The organism is Pseudomonas sp. R3-56, assembly GCF_051132075.1.
Lineage (GTDB): Bacteria > Pseudomonadota > Gammaproteobacteria > Pseudomonadales > Pseudomonadaceae > Aquipseudomonas.
The window spans coordinates 3,617,856-3,634,707 of the sequence record NZ_CP071657.1; the positions used below are offsets into that span (position 1 = coordinate 3,617,856).

General features: G+C 55.9%; 24 protein-coding genes. 8 read left to right on the plus strand and 16 right to left on the minus strand.

What is annotated here, in order from left to right; genetic code table 11:
- Positions 1 to 18: 18 nt before the first annotated feature.
- Both J3P96_RS16125 and J3P96_RS16130 read right to left on the minus strand, forming a co-directional pair.
- A complete protein-coding gene (locus tag J3P96_RS16125) occupies positions 19 to 498 on the minus strand; it encodes a MerR family transcriptional regulator (RefSeq protein WP_434604312.1) in 480 nt (159 codons plus the stop codon).
- 161 nt (positions 499 to 659) lie between these two features.
- Positions 660 to 1,358 carry a carboxymuconolactone decarboxylase family protein gene (locus J3P96_RS16130; RefSeq protein WP_434652313.1) on the minus strand — a complete coding sequence of 233 codons (699 nt, stop codon included), beginning with the start codon at positions 1,356 to 1,358 and terminating at the stop codon, positions 660 to 662.
- Here J3P96_RS16130 and J3P96_RS16135 point away from each other — a divergent pair.
- Positions 1,357 to 1,662: a winged helix-turn-helix transcriptional regulator gene (locus J3P96_RS16135; protein ID WP_434652314.1), complete on the plus strand. Its 306-nt coding sequence runs from the start codon at positions 1,357 to 1,359 to the stop codon at positions 1,660 to 1,662. The genes J3P96_RS16130 and J3P96_RS16135 overlap by 2 nt on opposite strands.
- Here the strand turns inward: J3P96_RS16135 and J3P96_RS16140 are convergent.
- The gene (locus J3P96_RS16140) at positions 1,631 to 2,665 is read right to left on the minus strand and encodes an aldo/keto reductase (RefSeq protein ID WP_434652315.1); all 1,035 of its coding nucleotides are present in this window, start codon (positions 2,663 to 2,665) and stop codon (positions 1,631 to 1,633) included. The genes J3P96_RS16135 and J3P96_RS16140 overlap by 32 nt on opposite strands.
- A 499-nt stretch (positions 2,666 to 3,164) precedes the next feature.
- Here J3P96_RS16140 and J3P96_RS16145 point away from each other — a divergent pair, with 499 nt between their 5' ends.
- The 4 genes from J3P96_RS16145 to J3P96_RS16160 all read left to right on the plus strand — a co-directional run bounded on the left by J3P96_RS16145 (position 3,165) and on the right by J3P96_RS16160 (position 5,011).
- Positions 3,165 to 3,632 carry a hypothetical protein gene (locus J3P96_RS16145; RefSeq protein WP_434652316.1) on the plus strand — a complete coding sequence of 156 codons (468 nt, stop codon included), beginning with the start codon at positions 3,165 to 3,167 and terminating at the stop codon, positions 3,630 to 3,632.
- On the plus strand, positions 3,629 to 4,024 hold the full coding sequence (locus tag J3P96_RS16150; protein WP_434652317.1) for a DUF6678 family protein: 396 nt from the start codon (positions 3,629 to 3,631) through the stop codon (positions 4,022 to 4,024). Before J3P96_RS16145 ends, J3P96_RS16150 begins: the two co-directional genes overlap by 4 nt.
- Before the next feature lie 110 nt (positions 4,025 to 4,134).
- Positions 4,135 to 4,584: a hypothetical protein gene (locus tag J3P96_RS16155; protein ID WP_434652318.1), complete on the plus strand. Its 450-nt coding sequence runs from the start codon at positions 4,135 to 4,137 to the stop codon at positions 4,582 to 4,584.
- A 241-nt stretch (positions 4,585 to 4,825) separates the two neighbouring features.
- The gene (locus J3P96_RS16160) at positions 4,826 to 5,011 is read left to right on the plus strand and encodes a hypothetical protein (protein ID WP_434652319.1); all 186 of its coding nucleotides are present in this window, start codon (positions 4,826 to 4,828) and stop codon (positions 5,009 to 5,011) included.
- Positions 5,012 to 5,388: 377 nt separating this feature from the next.
- On the opposite strand, the gene arsJ is transcribed toward J3P96_RS16160, so the two are convergent.
- From arsJ to J3P96_RS16175, 3 genes are read right to left on the minus strand one after another with little or no spacing between them, the layout of a single operon-like run.
- Positions 5,389 to 6,609 carry an organoarsenical effux MFS transporter ArsJ gene (arsJ, locus tag J3P96_RS16165; protein WP_434652320.1) on the minus strand — a complete coding sequence of 407 codons (1,221 nt, stop codon included), beginning with the start codon at positions 6,607 to 6,609 and terminating at the stop codon, positions 5,389 to 5,391.
- A gap of 9 nt (positions 6,610 to 6,618) precedes the next feature.
- On the minus strand, positions 6,619 to 7,623 hold the full coding sequence (locus tag J3P96_RS16170) for an ArsJ-associated glyceraldehyde-3-phosphate dehydrogenase (RefSeq protein ID WP_434652321.1): 1,005 nt from the start codon (positions 7,621 to 7,623) through the stop codon (positions 6,619 to 6,621).
- Between the two features lie 23 nt (positions 7,624 to 7,646).
- Entirely contained in the window at positions 7,647 to 8,159 is a 513-nt protein-coding gene (locus J3P96_RS16175; protein WP_434652322.1) for a cyclin-dependent kinase inhibitor 3 family protein, read from the minus strand.
- Between the two features lie 547 nt (positions 8,160 to 8,706).
- On the opposite strand from J3P96_RS16175, the gene J3P96_RS16180 reads away from it, so the two are divergent.
- Complete coding sequence (locus J3P96_RS16180) at positions 8,707 to 8,853, plus strand: DUF4880 domain-containing protein (RefSeq protein WP_235433055.1); 147 nt, start codon at positions 8,707 to 8,709, stop codon at positions 8,851 to 8,853.
- A 21-nt stretch (positions 8,854 to 8,874) separates the two neighbouring features.
- Here J3P96_RS16180 and arsH read toward each other — a convergent pair whose 3' ends face one another.
- From arsH to J3P96_RS16205, 5 genes are read right to left on the minus strand one after another with little or no spacing between them, the layout of a single operon-like run.
- Positions 8,875 to 9,591, minus strand: a complete 717-nt coding sequence (gene arsH, locus J3P96_RS16185; RefSeq protein ID WP_053183718.1) for an arsenical resistance protein ArsH — start codon at positions 9,589 to 9,591, stop codon at positions 8,875 to 8,877.
- A complete protein-coding gene (arsB, locus tag J3P96_RS16190) occupies positions 9,584 to 10,657 on the minus strand; it encodes an ACR3 family arsenite efflux transporter (RefSeq protein ID WP_434652323.1) in 1,074 nt (357 codons plus the stop codon). The genes arsH and arsB overlap by 8 nt, the downstream gene beginning before the upstream one ends.
- Before the next feature lie 17 nt (positions 10,658 to 10,674).
- Positions 10,675 to 11,145 carry an arsenate reductase ArsC gene (locus J3P96_RS16195; RefSeq protein ID WP_434652324.1) on the minus strand — a complete coding sequence of 157 codons (471 nt, stop codon included), beginning with the start codon at positions 11,143 to 11,145 and terminating at the stop codon, positions 10,675 to 10,677.
- A 27-nt stretch (positions 11,146 to 11,172) separates the two neighbouring features.
- On the minus strand, positions 11,173 to 11,544 hold the full coding sequence (locus J3P96_RS16200) for a metalloregulator ArsR/SmtB family transcription factor (RefSeq protein WP_082112043.1): 372 nt from the start codon (positions 11,542 to 11,544) through the stop codon (positions 11,173 to 11,175).
- A gap of 8 nt (positions 11,545 to 11,552) precedes the next feature.
- On the minus strand, positions 11,553 to 11,966 hold the full coding sequence (locus J3P96_RS16205; protein WP_434652325.1) for an arsenate reductase ArsC: 414 nt from the start codon (positions 11,964 to 11,966) through the stop codon (positions 11,553 to 11,555).
- A gap of 265 nt (positions 11,967 to 12,231) precedes the next feature.
- Between J3P96_RS16205 and J3P96_RS16210 the strand changes: the two genes are divergently transcribed.
- Positions 12,232 to 12,504 carry a hypothetical protein gene (locus tag J3P96_RS16210; protein WP_053183713.1) on the plus strand — a complete coding sequence of 91 codons (273 nt, stop codon included), beginning with the start codon at positions 12,232 to 12,234 and terminating at the stop codon, positions 12,502 to 12,504.
- 52 nt (positions 12,505 to 12,556) lie between these two features.
- On the opposite strand, the gene J3P96_RS16215 is transcribed toward J3P96_RS16210, so the two are convergent.
- The 4 genes from J3P96_RS16215 to J3P96_RS16230 all read right to left on the minus strand — a co-directional run bounded on the left by J3P96_RS16215 (position 12,557) and on the right by J3P96_RS16230 (position 14,984).
- Positions 12,557 to 13,111: a hypothetical protein gene (locus J3P96_RS16215; protein ID WP_434652326.1), complete on the minus strand. Its 555-nt coding sequence runs from the start codon at positions 13,109 to 13,111 to the stop codon at positions 12,557 to 12,559.
- Positions 13,112 to 13,137: 26 nt separating this feature from the next.
- A complete protein-coding gene (locus J3P96_RS16220) occupies positions 13,138 to 13,908 on the minus strand; it encodes an FAD-dependent oxidoreductase (RefSeq protein ID WP_434652327.1) in 771 nt (256 codons plus the stop codon).
- A 14-nt stretch (positions 13,909 to 13,922) separates the two neighbouring features.
- The gene (locus J3P96_RS16225; protein ID WP_434652328.1) at positions 13,923 to 14,426 is read right to left on the minus strand and encodes an arsinothricin resistance N-acetyltransferase ArsN1 family A; all 504 of its coding nucleotides are present in this window, start codon (positions 14,424 to 14,426) and stop codon (positions 13,923 to 13,925) included.
- A gap of 63 nt (positions 14,427 to 14,489) precedes the next feature.
- Positions 14,490 to 14,984, minus strand: coding sequence for a MarR family winged helix-turn-helix transcriptional regulator (locus tag J3P96_RS16230; RefSeq protein ID WP_434652329.1), 495 nt, complete (start codon positions 14,982 to 14,984; stop codon positions 14,490 to 14,492).
- 123 nt (positions 14,985 to 15,107) lie between these two features.
- On the opposite strand from J3P96_RS16230, the gene J3P96_RS16235 reads away from it, so the two are divergent.
- The gene (locus tag J3P96_RS16235; protein WP_434652330.1) at positions 15,108 to 16,325 is read left to right on the plus strand and encodes an MFS transporter; all 1,218 of its coding nucleotides are present in this window, start codon (positions 15,108 to 15,110) and stop codon (positions 16,323 to 16,325) included.
- 35 nt (positions 16,326 to 16,360) lie between these two features.
- Here the strand turns inward: J3P96_RS16235 and J3P96_RS16240 are convergent, their stop codons facing one another.
- Positions 16,361 to 16,744, minus strand: a complete 384-nt coding sequence (locus J3P96_RS16240) for a hypothetical protein (protein ID WP_434652331.1) — start codon at positions 16,742 to 16,744, stop codon at positions 16,361 to 16,363.
- Positions 16,745 to 16,852: the final 108 nt, after the last annotated feature.

A 16,852-nucleotide genomic window follows, 5' to 3' on the forward strand; every position in this document is an offset into this window, starting at 1 on the left:
TCGAAATTTTTACGCCCGTCAGGCCCCGGAAGCCTGACGGGTATTTTTTCTCTTGGAGGACGCTGTCGCACGCTTGCCTGCAGAATGGACAACGCCTTCTTCACGCAGTCGATTGATCAGTAACTGCGCGTTGTCCGCACACGCCATGCCTTCGGGCTTACCCTCGATGCCCTTGATGACGAGCAAAAGTTGCGCCTTGTTCTGGGCCAGCCGTTGCTGCAATACGCCGATCTCCTCAACCTTCTGCTTGAGTCCACTGAGCAACTCATCGTGTTGCCAACCGCCGGCATTCATCGGCATCAGTTGGCGGATTTCCTCCAATGAGAAACCGGCCGCCTGTGCGCCAGTAATGAGTTCCAGAACCCACTCGGTATCAGGTGCGTAATCCCGATAGCCATTGGCTTTGCGTCCGACGGACTTGATCAGACCGCTGGCTTCGTAGAACCGGATGCGTGACGGCGCCAACCCGCTTATTTTCGCCAGTTCGCCTATTCTCATAGCACCCCCTGAAAAATCCGTTGCCCTTGAAGTCGACTTTAAGCCTAAAGCCAACTTCAAGGTCAAGCCGCTGCGATGCGAGGTATGCAAACTGCCCCACCGCTATCGCGAGCGCTCCCACAGGGGTGCGTCAGTGACCGGAAAACTTCGACCAGAAGCAATCAATGCCCAGCTGTCTCACCTTTGCGATATTCACTGAAGCTCGCTGCATTTTGCTCCAGCGGCAATGCGAGGCCATTCGCAATGTAGGAAACCGTACGGTAAAAGCCCGCGAGCATCAGAACCTCCAGGATCTGATCATCGTCGAAGTGTTTTCTGAGGTTAAAGAATGCTTCATCGCTTAAAGTCGCTCGATCATGAAGCGCATCGACCGCGGTCAATAGCGCGGCCTCTTCCTCCTTCCACTGCCCTGGGCGAAACGGATATTCCAACGTGCCGGCAATCTCTTCCCTGGAGAGCCCGGCGGCCTTCGCGAAGGCCATCACATGCACCCCCCACTCGTACTCACAACCTGTGCGAGCACACACCCTATCGATGACCAATTCTCTCTGGCGAAGTGTCAGCAACGCGCCATCCAGCAGCGAACCTGCCTTGAATTTCCGCCATGCGCGATCGCTGCTTGCGATGGTCGAGAATAGAACGAGTGGCGGTACTCCTACGCCCATTATCTTGTCGAAATCCGCCCTGATATCGGCTGGGTAGGGTTCATTGAGTGCTTTGATTCGTGGCATCGCGTATCCTCCGCTATCAAATGTGTAGCAAGGATAGTCGCTACTGAATGTGTAGCAAACAAGGGCAATAACCATGAGTGATAACCAGCGGTGCGCTTCATCAATACTCAGGGGACGCCGGCCAATCATGGCGCTCCTGGACTTACTCGGACAAAAATGGGCGCTTAGGGTCCTGTGGGAACTGCGCCATGGCGCGATGAGTTCCAGGGCTCTGAGAAGTGCGGCGGGAGACATCTCTCCCACCGTGCTGCAAAGCAGAATCCACGAGCTGCGCGACGCGGGCATTGTCGAGCGAGTCGACGGCGGCTACAGCCTCACGCCACTTGGCTTGGAGCTATCGGAAGCATTCATGCCCCTCTACCGGTTTGCGGACAAATGGGCGGACTCCCTGGAAACTCGACTCATCGAACAACCCGGTTCGTTGCATCAATGAGCTCTGCCTTACCTCCAGCAAGCGAAGGCGCTGAAGCAGCCACCTTATCGTGCGGGAATCCAAGGGGCATGGCGCTGGCAGCGTCCAGCTGTGCCAGTTGATCCGCCGTCAGCTGAACCTCGACTGACGCCAGGTTATCGGCCATCTGCTCCGGCGTGCGTGGGCCAATGATTGGCAGTGTTCCCTTGGCCAGCACCCAGGCGATTGCGATCTGGCCCGGCGTGTGGCCGGTCTCTTCGGCGATCGCTAACACGGCATCCACCGTCGAGGTCTTGCGCTCGCTGTCCTCATCGTGGATCACCGCCCCCAAACCCTGGGCGCGACCTGTTTCTCCTTTGCGGTATTTACCGGTCAGCAAACCACCGCCTAGCGGCGACCATCCGACGGTTCCCAGATTGAATGCCGCGGCCATCGGCAGGAGTTCGCGTTCGGCCGAGCGCTCCACCAGGCTGTGCTCCAATTGCAACGCCGATATCGCCGACCAGCCTCGAAGATCGGCCAGGGTGGCGGCCGTTGCCACACGCCAAGCCGGGAAGTTCGACAGTCCGCTGTAGAGCACTTTGCCAGAGCGGATCAGGTCGTCCAGCCCCCGCACAATTTCGTCGATAGGCGTTACGCCATCGGGCATGTGCACCCACAAAAGATCAATGTGATCCGTCTTGAGGCGCTTGAGGCTGGCTTCCACCGAGCTGCGCATGGCTTTGCGGCTGTTACCGGCGCGCAGGACGCCGGCACCGGGTGAATCACCCAGCGAGAACTTGGTAGCCAGCACCACTTCATCGCGCTCGGTCGCCATGAAATCGCCGAGCATGGATTCCGATTGGCCAAATTGGTATTGATCGGCCGTATCGATGAAATTGCCCCCAGCCTCACGGTAACCGTCGTAGATTTTACGGGCCTCGTCCACCTCGGCCCCGTAACCCCATCCTTTACCGAAATTGCCAGTACCCAGCGCGAGCGAAGAGACCCGCAGGCCGGTATTGCCGAAAATGCGATATCGCATGGCGGACTCCTTCAAGGCAGGAGGCTTCGGCGACCTGCGCTGGGTTGAGAGTGAATGAGTGCGCATGGAGTCTAGACGGCTTATTGAGGACTTGCTGCGATGCCTCCGGGCTGGGTTGGAACCCTAGCAGCGACCACTTTCGGCCGATTGCTGCCCGTCAGTCTGGAAGGACCGACTTTTTCAACAGAATCGGCCAGAAGCTGCCTCTCAGAAGGCTAATGCTAAGCGGTCACTCGTCAAACAAGGTCCAGCCATGGCAAATGCCGAAAGTCTTTTGCCGTAAAAAATAATGTCAGTTCCTCTGGGTCGAATACTTTGTGAAAATCGGGGGCAGACCACAATTTTATAACCGTGGTCTGCCCCCGATCTCTCTGCGAGATTGGCCCGACGCTTCTGGCAACTAACGGCTGCTCAAAACCAAATTATTGCTACCCATGAGCGCATTAAAAATAGGCACAATAGCTCGCCAGGCTTCCTCTATTAACAGACGGATTCGTTCATGCATCACCGCATCCACGCCGCTTACCATCAAGCGGCCTTCTCCCGCAGCATTTGCGCGTGGTTGACCATTGACGATGCGGCCATCGAGCAATGGTTGGCCTCCCACCTGAATGACGCCAGTGTCGCCCTGCTTGGGCTTTCCTTAATGTGGTTGATGGATGAGGAAGAAGATGCCCTCGCCAGGCGTCGCTTCATTCCCGGCGAGGACGGCAGCTCCACCCTTGTACCACTGCTGGTGTGCAGCGATGATATGGACTTCGACTGCACCGTGCTGATGGTCGAACAGGTTATCGACGGCGACACCGTGCATTGGCGGCGTTTCGGCTGGAGCGCTTCCGGCAAGCTGGAAGTGGGTATTTCTACTCGCTGGAACGCGGAAAACCAGCCGGTAAGCTTTTCCCTGGAGGAGTTCCGCGCAGCGCTGGAGACGTTCGACAAACTGCAGAAGGAACCGCCGAGTCAATGAGGGGCACGAATTTTAAGCAGCAACTTCCCGAGCCCGACGATGCTGCTAAAGTGAAGCTTCACAAGCTGTTGGCTGCCGGCACAATTTTGTCAGTGATGAATAAGACCAAATGGGCCGAGCTGATCGAGGCAATGCTTCGCTCACCGCAAATGCAACCAGAATTCAGACTGCACAGTGTTTTAGCGCCGAGCGGCTATTGCACAGACTGGGATGGCGATTGGCATTACCACATCCATCCGGTAGCGGAAATCGAGTGGATCGAACTCAGAGCGGTTTCGCTCGATTGGTTGCTGTCCACGCTAAGAAAACACAACCTCCCGTTTTCGATCGAAGGCGAAACGCCTCGTGTATGGAGCTATACCAGACTTGGCATGCAGCCTGTTTGGTGCTGAACTCAAACGTTTAAACGACGGCTTTCGGCCCAGGAGAGACCAACCACGAACACGCCGGATTGGTCCCAGTAAACTGCGTACTCACCCAAGGCCGCCCCTGTGGTTCCAGCATGAAAATAGTGATAGACACCAGACCAGATGATGTTCTCAGGCTCGAACATCTCTTGGAGGGATACAACTATACCGTCTGGATAAATACCTACGGCCCTCTTGGTATAAACCAAACTCTCGAAGAGGCCCTTCGTAGTTCTGTTTCCAAAGATTGTGTGGTGGGTAATACGACCTCAGTGTCTGTGGAGGATGCCAGAAGCCAGGTACTGGAGCTGCTGCTTCACACGGGCGATGGCGGTTATGGGCCACTGGATCTGTTGACTAAGCGCTCGGAGATCCTGTCTTTAGCCGAAGCCTTGTTCCAATCAGTGAATCTCAATCAGGCCGAAAACGTAGCCTCATTCTGGCTTGCAAAAGGTCACCCAGCCTACCCAGTGTTTTGGGAATTTTCGTTCGATATCCACACTTTGGAGCAACGATGGATCCTTATGGGCAGCAGCAGTGATTAGCTCAAACGGCGCCCGCTGTTGCTCGATTATGATCGGCTATCTTTCGGAGCCGCTGTACGCGTCATACTTGGAAACCGTGCCTGCGCAATGTGCGTATGGAAACGAGTAAGCGATTGGAGCCTTTAGAATCTTCTTCGAGGGCTAGCGCTCTTTTGGTCGAGCTCTGCCTGTCATTATGGGGCTATCGGCCAGAAGAGGACGTTCTGACGTTCCTGAGAAAACCGACAAGGAGAAAGGGGCAATGGACTTCGTGATCGATTTGATAGCTCATCGCATTGGTGTTTTTGTGCTGGGTTTGCTGAGTGGCGGCCGCTTCAAGGGTGAGAGTGGTTTTGCCTGGGGCTGGGCAGTTGTCGTCGGTGGACTGATTTTGCTATCTCCATTCGTAGCATTCATAGCTGTGCTCATTTATTCCAGTGGCCCGTGAATCGATGTCTGTAATTGGGTCAGACGCTGCATTTCTCGAACGGCAGCTTTTGGCCGAAAGCAGCTTGCAGACATTTCCCAGGCACAAAAAAAAGCCACTCATCTGAGTGGCTTTTTCTGAATCTTGGAGCGGGAAACGAGACTCGTATCTAGCGTCCGACCCATTGAAATCTAAAGGGTTTCTTTTCTTGCCGAGGCAGGAAAAGACTTAATTCTGGACTTGTTTTTCGGGTGCATCAAGAGCAATTCCAAGGCGAGCTACCGACTTCCTTACCCTCTCCTGGGATCGCTTGAGCGCCGCTACCCAAGAGCTCCATCGCTCCTCGGCGCTCACCGTATGCCAACGGCTTTCCTGGCCCCAACCACATCAGAATGGCTTCAAATCGCCTGGGCATGCCTGGGTAATCCAATGGAAATCAGGGCGGCCAGCAATACGAATACGCTCGAGATCCACAAACACGCCTCCAGACCATATAGCTGATAAACCCAGCCGGAAAGCACGGTTCCAATCAGTCGTCCCATGGCGTTCGACATGTAATAGAAGCCCACGTCCAGCGATACGCCATCTTCCTTGGCGTAGGACACAATTAGGTAGCTGTGCAGCGACGAATTCACCGCAAACAGCACACCAAAAACCATGAGGCCGCCCAGCAGTACTGTCTGTGGAGACCACCCGGTGTTGAGCCCAAGCGCAATCAAGGCTGGCAGCCCCGCCAGGGCAAGTGCCCACACAAAAGCCGCACGCCCATCCGGGACATGCCCACTCTTCTTGCCGGTGATGCTGGGGGCGAAAGATTGCACGATGCCGTAGCCAATCACCCAGGCCGCCAGGAAGCCGCCCACCCGCCAGAAATCCCAGCCGAAGACGCTGCTCAAGTACACCGGCAAAGCCACCACGAACCAGACATCCCGGGCGCCGAACAGGAACATCCGCGCCGCCGAAAGAATGTTGATTGCCCGGCTTTTGGACAAAATGTCACGAAACTTGGGTTGGGCTTTTGCCTTGCCCAGGTCCTTCTTCAACAACATCACGCTGCTGATCCAGATGACGGCCAGGACGCCCGCCATGGCCAGCAAAGCGCCTTTGAAGCCGATGAGCGCCAGTAACGCTCCGCCAAGAAAGAAACCGACGCCCTTGAGTGCATTCTTCGAGCCGGTGAGGATCGCCACCCACTTGTAGAGCTTGCCCTGCTGCCCATCGGGAACCAGAAGCTTGATCGAGCTCTTGGCGCTCATCTTGTTCAGGTCCTTGGCAATCCCAGACAACGCCTGGGCACCCATCACCCAGGGGATGGTCAGCCAGGCAACCGGAACCGTAAGCATCAGCAATGCTGCGACCTGGATGCCCAGCCCGATGTTCATGGTCCGGTTAAGACCCAGTCGAGCGCCGAGGTAACCACCTACGAGGTTGGTGATCACGCCAAAGATTTCGTAGAACAAAAACAACGCGGCGATTTGCAATGGGCTGTAGCCCAACGCATGAAAGTGCAGCACCACCAACATGCGCAGGGCGCCGTCCGTGAGGGTGAAGGCCCAGTAGTTGCCCGTCACGAGCAGGTACTGCCGAACTTCCGGAGCGAGGGCTGACAAAGCTTTCATGACCGCTCCCTAGACTGCCAGACCGACCAGTTTGGCCAATTCGACGGTGCGGTTGGCATAACCCCATTCGTTGTCGTACCAGGCATAGAGTTTGACCTGGGTGCCATTGATAACCATCGTCGACAGCGCATCGATGATCGATGAGCGTGGATCGGTACGGTAATCGATGGACACCAGGGGGCGCTCTTCGAAACCGAGGATGTCTTTCAATTCATTCTCGGACGCGTCCTTGAGGAGCTGATTGACCTCTTCGACAGTAGTAGCCCGTTCGACTTCAAAGACACAATCGGTCAGAGAAGCATTGGCCAGCGGCACGCGCACGGCGTGACCATTCAGGCGTCCACGCAGCTCCGGGAAGATCTCGGCGATGGCGGTGGCCGATCCCGTGCTGGTCGGAATCAAACTCATGCCTGAAGCACGCGCACGACGCAGATCCTTGTGCGGCTGATCGAGGATGCTTTGGGTGTTGGTCAGGTCATGAATAGTGGTGATCGAGCCGTGGCGAATGCCCAGCTTTTCGTGGATGACTTTCACAACGGGCGCCAAACAGTTGGTGGTGCACGAAGCTGCGGTGACGATGCGGTGCAGTGCAGGATCGAACAGGTGCTGGTTGACGCCCATGACGACGTTCAAAGCGCCCTGCTCTTTCACTGGAGCGCAGACCACTACACGCTTGACGCCCAGATCCAGGTAGGCCTGTAACACGGCCACGGTTTTCATCTTGCCGCTGGCCTCAATCACCAGATCGCAGCCCGACCAATCTGTCTCGGCAATCGATTTGTTGCCCGTTACTTTGATCCGTTTTCCGTCGATGACGACGTTGTCGCCGTCGGCGGTGGCCTCATTGCTCCAACGGCCATGCACCGAGTCGAAGTTGATCAGGTGCGCATGGGTTACTGCATCCCCCGCTGGATCGTTGATCTGCACGAACTCGAACTCAGGCCAGTTCCAGGCTGCTCGTAGAGCAAGGCGACCGATCCGGCCAAAACCATTGATGCCAATTTTAATAGTCATGTTGTCGTGCTCTGTCTCTGTTGTCAGTGAGCGTTCGACTGGGTGTCGAACTGGCCGATGTATTCAATGTGAGCTGGATGCTGAATGGCACGCGGACGCAACGACTGAACATCACGAATGGCATCGCTGAACGGCACACCACTCTCGATCAACAATTGAGCGGCGACCAAACCGGTACGGCCCGAACCGCCCTTGCAATGAATGGCGATGGTTTTCCCTTCAGTCAGCAGTTGCTTGAGTCGCGGGACGTGCTGCTCCCATGCGGCGTTGAAAGCCTCACCAGGTGCTTGATCGTCTTCTATCGGTAGGTGAAACCACTCGATGTCGAGCATCTGGCACTCTTCCGGCAGCAGGTCGATCTCGTTCTGAAGCAGCTCCTCGGTTGGCATCAGCGTCAGCAATGCCGAGGCACCAGCGTCTTTAAGCGTTTGCAGCGCCTCGAAAGGCCGGGTGCCCTTTGTGCCAGGGCAAGGGGTGAAGATCAGCTGGCCTTTGAACTGCACCAAGGGCAAAACGGAGTATGGATGCTGTTGCACGATGAAGAATCCTCAAAAAAGTGCACCGAACTGAACGGTGCCGTGAGCTGCGCAGCCCAACTGAACACAACGTAGATGCCGAGAAACCAAGGACGGGAGCAGCCATTCATTCGGCTTCAATATATACGATAAAACAAATATAAGAACATTTGACGTCAGGGCTCATCATCATCCTGACGGAGCGACGGCCAAGAGATATTTCAGAGTACCGATGTGAAAACCGTTGGCACGATGGCTTCCAATCCTAAAAGTGATAAGTATGTCATCCAGCAAACGCACCCGACTCATTCGAAAATACATATATGCATATTTTGTAATATGCCTGTCATTACGCAGGCGCTAATCTCACTCTGACGGTCACTCAAGCAGGAGGCTGAAATGAAGGAGCCAGTTGTGAACAGCTTGCCGGCACCAGGCGTTCGCCTTTGCTGCCGGATGCTTCGGAAGCATCGCCTTGAATAACGCTCCAGACCATGAAACTCCCAAGAACGACGTGTCTGCGGTTCCATGCGCTGAGCAATTGAAGAGCGAAGCCCAAGACTGGATCGTGCGCCTCACTTCAGGGCGCGCGACCACGACTGATGCCAACGCTCTCAATGCTTGGTGCCAACGTAGTCCTGCGCATGCCCACGCGTTTGCAGAGGCAAAAGCTCTTTGGCATGCCTTGAAAAGTGCGGCACAAAGCTCGTTCTAGCCGAAAACGATGCCCCCCCTTTCAAATCGACCGCTGGTTAACACGCTTCATCAGTTCCTCTGCGGACTCCTTGCGCTCAGAATAACGATCCACCAGATAGTCCTGACGGTCGCGAAGCAGCAGCGTGAATTTCACCAACTCCTCCATCACGTCCACGACACGGTCATAGAACGCAGAAGGTTTCATCCGGCCTTGATCGTCGAATTCCATATAGGCCTTCGGCACGGAGGATTGGTTGGGGATGGTGAACATGCGCATCCAACGTCCCAGCACTCGCAGCTGATTGACCACGTTGAACGATTGCGAGCCACCGCACACCTGCATGACCGCCAGGGTTTTACCTTGGGTCGGGCGTACCGCGCCCATGGCCAGTGGCACCCAATCGATCTGCGCCTTAAACACTGCGCTCATGTTTCCGTGACGCTCTGGAGAGCACCAGACCTGCCCCTCGGACCACAGCATCAGCTCGCGCAGTTCCTTCACGCGTGGATGGTCGTCGGGGGCGTCATCTGGCAGCGGTAAACCAGACGGATTGAAAATCCGCGTCTCGGCGCCGAAGTGTTCCAGCAGTCGAGCGGCCTCCTCCACCAACAGACGACTGAAGGAGCGCTCACGAGTGGACCCGTACAGCAGCAAGATGCGCGGTTTGTGGATGGAGGTCTTTTCGATACCGAGCTTGTCTGCCGAGGGAAGATCAGCCAGGTCGGTATCGAGTTGAGGAATAGCGTCATCAAACATAGTCTTTGTCCTGCGCAACGGTGTTCTTGGGTTCATCGAACCAGCGACGTTTCAGCCAGAGGGCCACACCGACCAGGGAAATCAATACCGGCACCTCTACCAACGGTCCAATCACCGTGGCGAAAGCGATCGGGGAAGCCAGGCCGAAGGTGGCAATGGCCAAGGCAATCGCCAGTTCGAAGTTATTGCTGGCGGCTGTAAAAGCCAGTGCGGTGGTACGTGGGTAGTCAGCTTCGAGTAATTTGCCCATCCAGAAGCTGATGAAAAACATCACCACGAAGTAGATCGTCAGTGGAATGGCGATGCGCAACACATCCAGGGGCAACTGCAGCACCACGTCGCCCTTGAGGCTGAACATGGCCACGATAGTCAAAAGCAGCGCCACCAGCGTCAGCGGGCTAATCTTTGGAATGAAGCGCTCCTGAAACCAGGCTTCGCCTTTACGAGCGATGAGGATCTTGCGGGTCAGGAATCCTGCCAGGAATGGCACACCCAGGTAGATCAGCACCGACTCGGCAATGCTGACAAAGCTGGTTTCAATCACGCTGCCTTCCAGTCCGAACAGCGGTGGCAACAGCCCCAAGAAGACCCAGGCATACAGACTGAAAAACAGGATCTGAAAAATGCTGTTGAAGGCCACGAGTCCGGCGACGTACTGATTGTTGCCACCCGCGATCTGGTTCCAGACCAAGACCATCGCGATGCAACGAGCCAAACCGATGAGGATCAGACCGGTCATGTACTCCGGCTGGTCCCGCAGGAAGATGATCGCCAGTGCAAACATCAGCACCGGGCCGATGACCCAGTTCTGGACCAACGACAAAACGAGGATGCGCTTGTCCTTGAAGACCTCCGGCAGTTCCTCATAACGAACCTTGGCCAGAGGCGGATACATCATCACGATCAAGCCGATAGCGATGGGGATATTGGTTGTGCCCACAGAAAGACTGTTGAGCCACTGCGGCCAGCCTTCGAACAGACTCCCCAGACCGATGCCCAAAGCCATGGCGAGAAAAATCCACAGCGTGAGGTAACGGTCCAGAAATGAAAGGCGGCTTTTACTCATGATCATTGCTCCTGTGGTTACTGCGTGCCAATGAGAGCCAGCTCTGCCTTGAGCTGCTCGGCATTCAGTTGAGAAAGCGGTAAAGCCAGGAAGGCTTGGATACGGGTTTTGATCTGCTCCAGGGTGGCTTCAAACGCCGCCTCTATCTCTTCCTGAGTTCCGTGGTATTCCGAAGGGTCAGCCAACCCCCAGTGGGCCTTGGTGGCCGGCCCGAAAAAGACAGGACATGCCTCCCCGGCAGCCTTGTCGCATACCGTGATGACGAAATCAGGTGCCAAGTTCATATGGGCATCACTGGACTTGCTGGACAGCCCGAGCGTCGAGATACCGGCCTTTTCCAACGTTTTGAGACTCAGCGGGTGCACTTCGCCTTTGGGTTGACTACCCGCGCTGTAGGCTTTCATGCCGTCAGGCGCCAAATGATTGAAGACCGCTTCACAAAGGATGCTGCGGCAGCTGTTGGCAGTGCAGAGAAAAAGGATTTTCATCGAGCGGTCTCATAGTCGAGGGCGGAATCAAGCGACCTTGTTTTCACAGCACACGGCTGCACGTTCAGGACGGTCACCCATTTCATCAAGGCGCTTGGCATCAGGGCTTAACCAATGCTTGTTGCTTTCGAACGTAATCGTCAGCACTTGATGAACCCAATCGGGGAGATTTGGGTGCAGCCGGTAATAAACCCATTGGCCTTGCCGACGGTCCGAAAGCAGACCACACGTGCGCAACTGCGCCAGGTGTCTGGAGATTTTTGGCTGACTCTCGTTCAACGCGCAGGTCAATTCGCAAACACAAAGTTCCCCTTCCCGCGTGATGAGCAGCATGGTGCGGACACGGGTTTCATCAGCCAGGCATTTAAAAACAGTGGTGGGTGTCAGATGGTCAGCCATATGGATTCTCAGCGTTTGGTTTTCACCAAGACAAACATCTTGATGCGCTCATGAATTTCATGAAGCGTGTGGCGAAATGCGTCGGGCTTGGTGCTGGCGACCGGATCCTCGAAACTCCAAGCCAATACTTCGCCAGCACCCAGTAAGGATTGGCACTCCGCTGCTGCTTTATCGCACAACGTGATGACGAAATCGAAACGCTCACCTCGAAACTCGTCGATCGACTTACTACGCAGCCCTTCGGTACTCACCCCAAGGTGGGAGAGCGCGTCAAAGGTACGTGGATCGACCTGGGTGGGAACGGTGCCGGCGCTGAACGCCTCGAAATGCTCCGAATCGGTATGGCGCAGCAGCGCTTGCGCCAACTGCGAGCGGGCAGCGTTGGCGGTACAAATGAACAGAACACGGGTTTTGCTGGTCATCGTGGAGATCTCAGCTAACATACGGTTTTTCGAATATACGTTTCCGTGCATGAGCAGTAAAGCCGTAGGCCGAAGAAAACTCTGAAAAAGTCATATTCTCCGTTCACTCCACTGCCAAGCCCCACATTTACTGGGATAGCACAAAATTACCCAGCATAACTCCAGCGTGTGCATCTGGAAAATCGGATATATGAATTTTGTAATAAGCCTGTCATGCACTTGGGGGTAGCCTCGGCTCCGATCCAACCAACCTGGAGCCTGAGAGATGAAAAAACTGACAATCACCATCGCCTTGTTGACCACCCTGTTTACGGGCATTAGCTTCGCGAGCCAGTACGACAAGCCCGGATTCTTTACCAAAGTGGAAGACGGCCGCCTTTGGGTCTTCTATTCCGGCTCAGAACAGTTGAAGGAATTCAAGGCGCACGGCGAGCCGGCGAAGCAGTACACGGCAGTCGGGGCAGGCCCAGAGGGGATGACCGTTAAGTCCGGTGACGAGAAAGCGCTCAAAGACTATTTGAGTAGGGTCAAGAAATAAAACAGCTACCCGCATCCACCCTGAAACAAGGGGTGGATCCGGTAGCTGGATGCTAGCCTTTGCAACAACCAGGCGAGGCCCGAGACGCGACTTCAGCGTGGCCGCCAGCCCCACAACAAGAGCGCTGGGCTGGCGAAACCTCCGATCGATTATTGGCCTCATCGAAGTTCGAGTTGCAAATGCCAGTCTCCGGAAGGACCAGCTCAACCCTTTTCGCCGCATCCCAATCGCCGGCCAATGCAGCGACAACAGACCGTATCTGCTCATAGCCCGTCATCAACAAAAACGTCGGCGCTCGGCCATAGCTTTTCATTCCCACAATGAACAAGTTTTCCTCGGGATGCGACAGCTCTACCGCGCCATGGGGCCTGACCGTACCGCAGCTGTGCTCGTTGGGATCAATCATTGGTGCGAGCACCACTGGGCTTTGGGTCGCAGGATCGAGTGCGATACGTAGCTCGCTGAGCAGGCTCATGTCAGGGCGGAATCCAGTCGCCACAATCAGCTCGTCCGCGGGTGGAAGTAACTGCCCTCCCGCCTTCACGACCACTCCCTGGCCATCGCCGGCAATCTGATCGATAGCGACGTTCCTGAACAGCTCGATCACGCCGTCATCCAATAACCGGCGAATCTTCAGGCCGAGCTTTCCGCGCTCTTCAATTGGTCATGTGCACCGCCACCCAGAATGCGCTCAAGAGAGTTACCCCGGATCGCCCAGAGCACTTTGGTTTGCGGCGCCTCCTGAGTCAGTCGCACCAGATCCTGAAGGGCGTTGAACGCGGAGTGACCACCACCTACCACCAGCACTCTTTTGTTGGCATAACGATTCCTGGCTCGCCCCAACACCTCCGGAATGCCGTACGTAATGTGCGCTGCATGCTCAATCTCGCCTAAAGCAGGGATGCCATGGGCGCCCATCCAGTTGGGTGTCAGGTAGGTGCCCGAGGCATCAATGACAGCGCGGGCCAGCACATCTTGTTCACCCGCTGCTCCTGCGACACGCAGTAAAAAAGGCGCTGCCGATCTGCCCTGGGTCTTCATCACATCCTGACCGAGGCGCGTGACCGCCAGAACACGGGTCTTGAGCTGCAAGTGACGCTTGATCTGGTCCAGGTCCGCGAGCGGTCGAACAAATCGGTCCAACAGTTCACGGCCCGTTGGATACTCGTTTTCCGGTGGTGGAATCCAACCATTGGCAAGCAAAAGCTTGGCCGCCTCCTTGTCCACGTTAAACTGCCATGGAGAAAACATCTTCACGTGCGCCCATTCTTCAATACTGGACCCGGCTTTCGGGCCAGCTTCCAGAATCAGCGGTGTGTGACCTCTGGCCAGCAGGTGAGCGGCGGCGGCAAGGCCCACTGGACCCGCGCCAATGATGGCGACCGGAAGTTGATTGTTTTCCATGTTCGAGTCCTTCTTCAGGCTGGCTGATTGATCGGAAACAGGCGCTCGACAATCGCACAGTCGAGCCAGCGACCTTCGAGGCAGGCGTGTTTTTCATACACCCCCACCTGGCGGAAACCGCAGGCTTCGCACAAAGCGAGGCTGGCGTGATTGAAGGTAAAAATGCGTGAAAGGACTTTCCAAAATCCGTGCGTTTCGGCTTCTTTCAACAATGACTGAAGTAACTGCTTGCCGAGTCCCTGACCGCGAATACTGCTATCCAGGTAGATGGAAAAGTCCGCAATGCCGTCGTAACAGGCGCGAGCGCGGTAACTACTGAGCCCAGCCCACCCAACAACCTGATCCGCCTCATCGACCATGACCACCACCGGATAACGCTCAATAGAGTTGATGCGTTCAAGCATGTCTGCCGGGCTTCGAGGTGTCGTTTCGAACGTAGAGCTGCGTTCTTCGATTCCCTGGTTGTAGATGGCCGCAATTGAAACAGTGTCTTTGGGTTCAGCTGAACGAACTCGCATTTGGGAGCCCCATTGAGTTGGTAGTAACAACATTATTGGCAAAAAAAGGGAAGCGCTCCCCTTTCAATCCTTCTTCACGGCTGGGCAGCAGTCACTCGCAAGCCCGCAGCGAATCTCCGTGGCCCGTGTAATCTGCCTGAGCAAACTCAGCGCTCCTTGCCTGGCTTCAGCCGAGAGGTTCTCGATCATCCCTCGCTCCTCGGCAATCAGGTCAGCTCTGATTTTCTCGTATAGCTCACGTCCAGCACCCGTTACCTGGATCCGCACTGCACGCCGATCCTCATCATCCTCAACGCGGGACACATAGCCTTTGCGTTCCAGGGTATCGACCACACGGCTTGCCGTGCTTTTGTCCAGGAACATTTCTTCTGCCAACACCTGAAGGCGCAGAGCGCCCTTCTTGACCAGCGTCTCGACGGCATAACATTGGGTTACTGATACGTCGTAGCAGCAGATCCGATCCCGATCCCGAAACTGATAGACGCGTACCAACTGGTTCAACGCCTCATACAATTCCTCGGCATCCTGAGTCAGCGGGTCACTTTTACGCTTTGCCATAATCGTCACAAATTAGTTGTCAGTCACAACAGTAAACCTGATTCCTGGAAATCGTCAACACTGATATCTCGATTGACGATAGCCAGAGGAAGGCGCTAGTTTGTTGTTACTAACAACGAAAATATGGACGTATCCACTGTGACACTTCCAGAGCAGATTCATCCCCTGATCAATCGCTCCAGACTCGTATGGGCCATGGGGTTCACACAGATTCTCGCCTGGGGTTCGACCTACTATTTGCCGGCGGTGCTTGCGTCTCCGATCGCCAAAGAGACGGGATGGTCCATCACCAGTGTGGTGGGCGGCCTGTCCTGGGGGCTACTGGTGGCGGGAGCGTCCTCGCCAGCCGTTGGTCGTCAGATTGACCGCCGTGGTGGGCGTTCTGTCCTGGCCGCCAGTTCGCTGCTGCTGGCTCTCGGCATGCTATTGATGGGACTCGCGGACAACATTGCCACCTACTATGTCGCCTGGACTCTGATCGGCGTTGCCATGGCGGCAGGCCTATACGACGCCGCCTTCTCAACCTTGGGCCGACTTTTCGGCGAGTCGGCTCGAACGTCAATCACCGGGCTGACCTTATTGGGTGGCTTCGCCAGCACCCTAGGTTGGCCGGTGATTGCGGGACTGGAGAGTTGGATCGGCTGGCGAAACGCCTGCCTTACCCTCGCCGCAGCTCATCTGCTGATCGGATTGCCCACCCATGCACTATTGATTCCCGGCAGCACCAGGCAACCGCCCCATCCGGTAATGGTCGAATCAACCGATGCGTCAGAGTTTCGCCCTGGGACCACCCACCAATTGTTTTTGCTGATTGCCGCAATGCTGACGGTTCTGGCGCTGGTCGTATCAGGTATCTCAGTACACCTGCTCAATGTTCTCCAGCAACTGGGCATCGCGACCGCTGTGGCCTTGGCCATCGGCATGGTGATTGGCCCCGCGCAAGTCTTGGCACGGGTGGCAGAGTTTTCCATAGGCAGAAACCTCCACCCGACCTGGTCCGCACGAGCAGGTGTGTTGCTTTGCTTGATCGGGCTTGGCTTGCTGATTTCAGGCCTGCCCTGGCTGGCCTTTGTGGCGATAGCACTTTACGGCGCCGGTAACGGCATCCTCACCATCGCTCGCGGTACCCTCCCCTTGGCGCTGTTCGGGCCTCAAGGATATGGCGTACGAATGGGACTGCTCGCAAGGTCCGTCCTAGTCGCCCAAGCCTGCGGTCCCATCGCCGCCGCTTACGTTCTGGACAGCTTCGGAGCATCAGTTCTGCTAAGCGTGATGTGCGGGCTTATGTTGCTGTGCTTCATCGCCACTTGGAGCCTGCCAACTACACAGAAAGACAAGTAGGCGCACTGCTGAGCGGGAGAAACCGATACCCGGCATCAAGCGAACACGGGGGGCGATGCATTTTCGATGTAGCGCATCAAACTGGGGATGATGTGAGAAGCATCTGGCCCAACGCCTCTAAGGGTGGCCGAAGCAAAATTGCGCTGCTTCGGTAATCCCACGAAATACAAACCCGGCACATGCTCCGCCTCTCCGTTGCGTTGAGTCAGACTTTCATTACCCGCCATGTGCAGATCTACCAGAAAACTCAGGTTCGGGCGAAATCCGGTCGCAAAAATCAAACTGTCCACTTCGGTGTGCTGCCCATCGGCCCAAATCACGCCCGTTGGCGTTACCTCTGTGAACATCGGCTTGCGATCAAAAAGCCGCTGTTTTACCGCGATAGGTGCCGTCATCCAGCACAGGGGTACTTTGATCATTCAGCCAACGAGTCTTTTCAGTGTCGGATGTCCAACGCGGCGCGCGCCGGCATTGTCGACTGGACGCTTACGGAGGGCACAGAGTTTCGCCCGCTCATAATTTGACCG

Bases quoted from the DNA above. Each gene is read 5' to 3' on its own strand.
- J3P96_RS16125 (WP_434604312.1), bottom strand. From the start codon at position 498: ATGAGAATAGGCGAACTGGCGAAAATAAGCGGGTTGGCGCCGTCACGC.
- J3P96_RS16135 (WP_434652314.1), top strand. From the start codon at position 1,357: ATGGCGCTCCTGGACTTACTCGGACAAAAATGGGCGCTTAGGGTCCTG.
- J3P96_RS16130 (WP_434652313.1), bottom strand. From the start codon at position 1,358: ATGATTGGCCGGCGTCCCCTGAGTATTGATGAAGCGCACCGCTGGTTA.
- J3P96_RS16140 (WP_434652315.1), bottom strand. From the start codon at position 2,665: ATGCGATATCGCATTTTCGGCAATACCGGCCTGCGGGTCTCTTCGCTC.
- J3P96_RS16145 (WP_434652316.1), top strand. From the start codon at position 3,165: ATGCATCACCGCATCCACGCCGCTTACCATCAAGCGGCCTTCTCCCGC.
- J3P96_RS16150 (WP_434652317.1), top strand. From the start codon at position 3,629: ATGAGGGGCACGAATTTTAAGCAGCAACTTCCCGAGCCCGACGATGCT.
- J3P96_RS16155 (WP_434652318.1), top strand. From the start codon at position 4,135: ATGAAAATAGTGATAGACACCAGACCAGATGATGTTCTCAGGCTCGAA.
- J3P96_RS16160 (WP_434652319.1), top strand. From the start codon at position 4,826: ATGGACTTCGTGATCGATTTGATAGCTCATCGCATTGGTGTTTTTGTG.
- arsJ (WP_434652320.1), bottom strand. From the start codon at position 6,609: ATGAAAGCTTTGTCAGCCCTCGCTCCGGAAGTTCGGCAGTACCTGCTC.
- J3P96_RS16170 (WP_434652321.1), bottom strand. From the start codon at position 7,623: ATGACTATTAAAATTGGCATCAATGGTTTTGGCCGGATCGGTCGCCTT.
- arsH (WP_053183718.1), bottom strand. From the start codon at position 9,591: ATGTTTGATGACGCTATTCCTCAACTCGATACCGACCTGGCTGATCTT.
- arsB (WP_434652323.1), bottom strand. From the start codon at position 10,657: ATGAGTAAAAGCCGCCTTTCATTTCTGGACCGTTACCTCACGCTGTGG.
- J3P96_RS16195 (WP_434652324.1), bottom strand. From the start codon at position 11,145: ATGAAAATCCTTTTTCTCTGCACTGCCAACAGCTGCCGCAGCATCCTT.
- J3P96_RS16200 (WP_082112043.1), bottom strand. From the start codon at position 11,544: ATGGCTGACCATCTGACACCCACCACTGTTTTTAAATGCCTGGCTGAT.
- J3P96_RS16205 (WP_434652325.1), bottom strand. From the start codon at position 11,966: ATGACCAGCAAAACCCGTGTTCTGTTCATTTGTACCGCCAACGCTGCC.
- J3P96_RS16210 (WP_053183713.1), top strand. From the start codon at position 12,232: ATGAAAAAACTGACAATCACCATCGCCTTGTTGACCACCCTGTTTACG.
- J3P96_RS16220 (WP_434652327.1), bottom strand. From the start codon at position 13,908: ATGGAAAACAATCAACTTCCGGTCGCCATCATTGGCGCGGGTCCAGTG.
- J3P96_RS16225 (WP_434652328.1), bottom strand. From the start codon at position 14,426: ATGCGAGTTCGTTCAGCTGAACCCAAAGACACTGTTTCAATTGCGGCC.
- J3P96_RS16230 (WP_434652329.1), bottom strand. From the start codon at position 14,984: ATGGCAAAGCGTAAAAGTGACCCGCTGACTCAGGATGCCGAGGAATTG.
- J3P96_RS16235 (WP_434652330.1), top strand. From the start codon at position 15,108: ATGGACGTATCCACTGTGACACTTCCAGAGCAGATTCATCCCCTGATC.
- J3P96_RS16240 (WP_434652331.1), bottom strand. From the start codon at position 16,744: ATGATCAAAGTACCCCTGTGCTGGATGACGGCACCTATCGCGGTAAAA.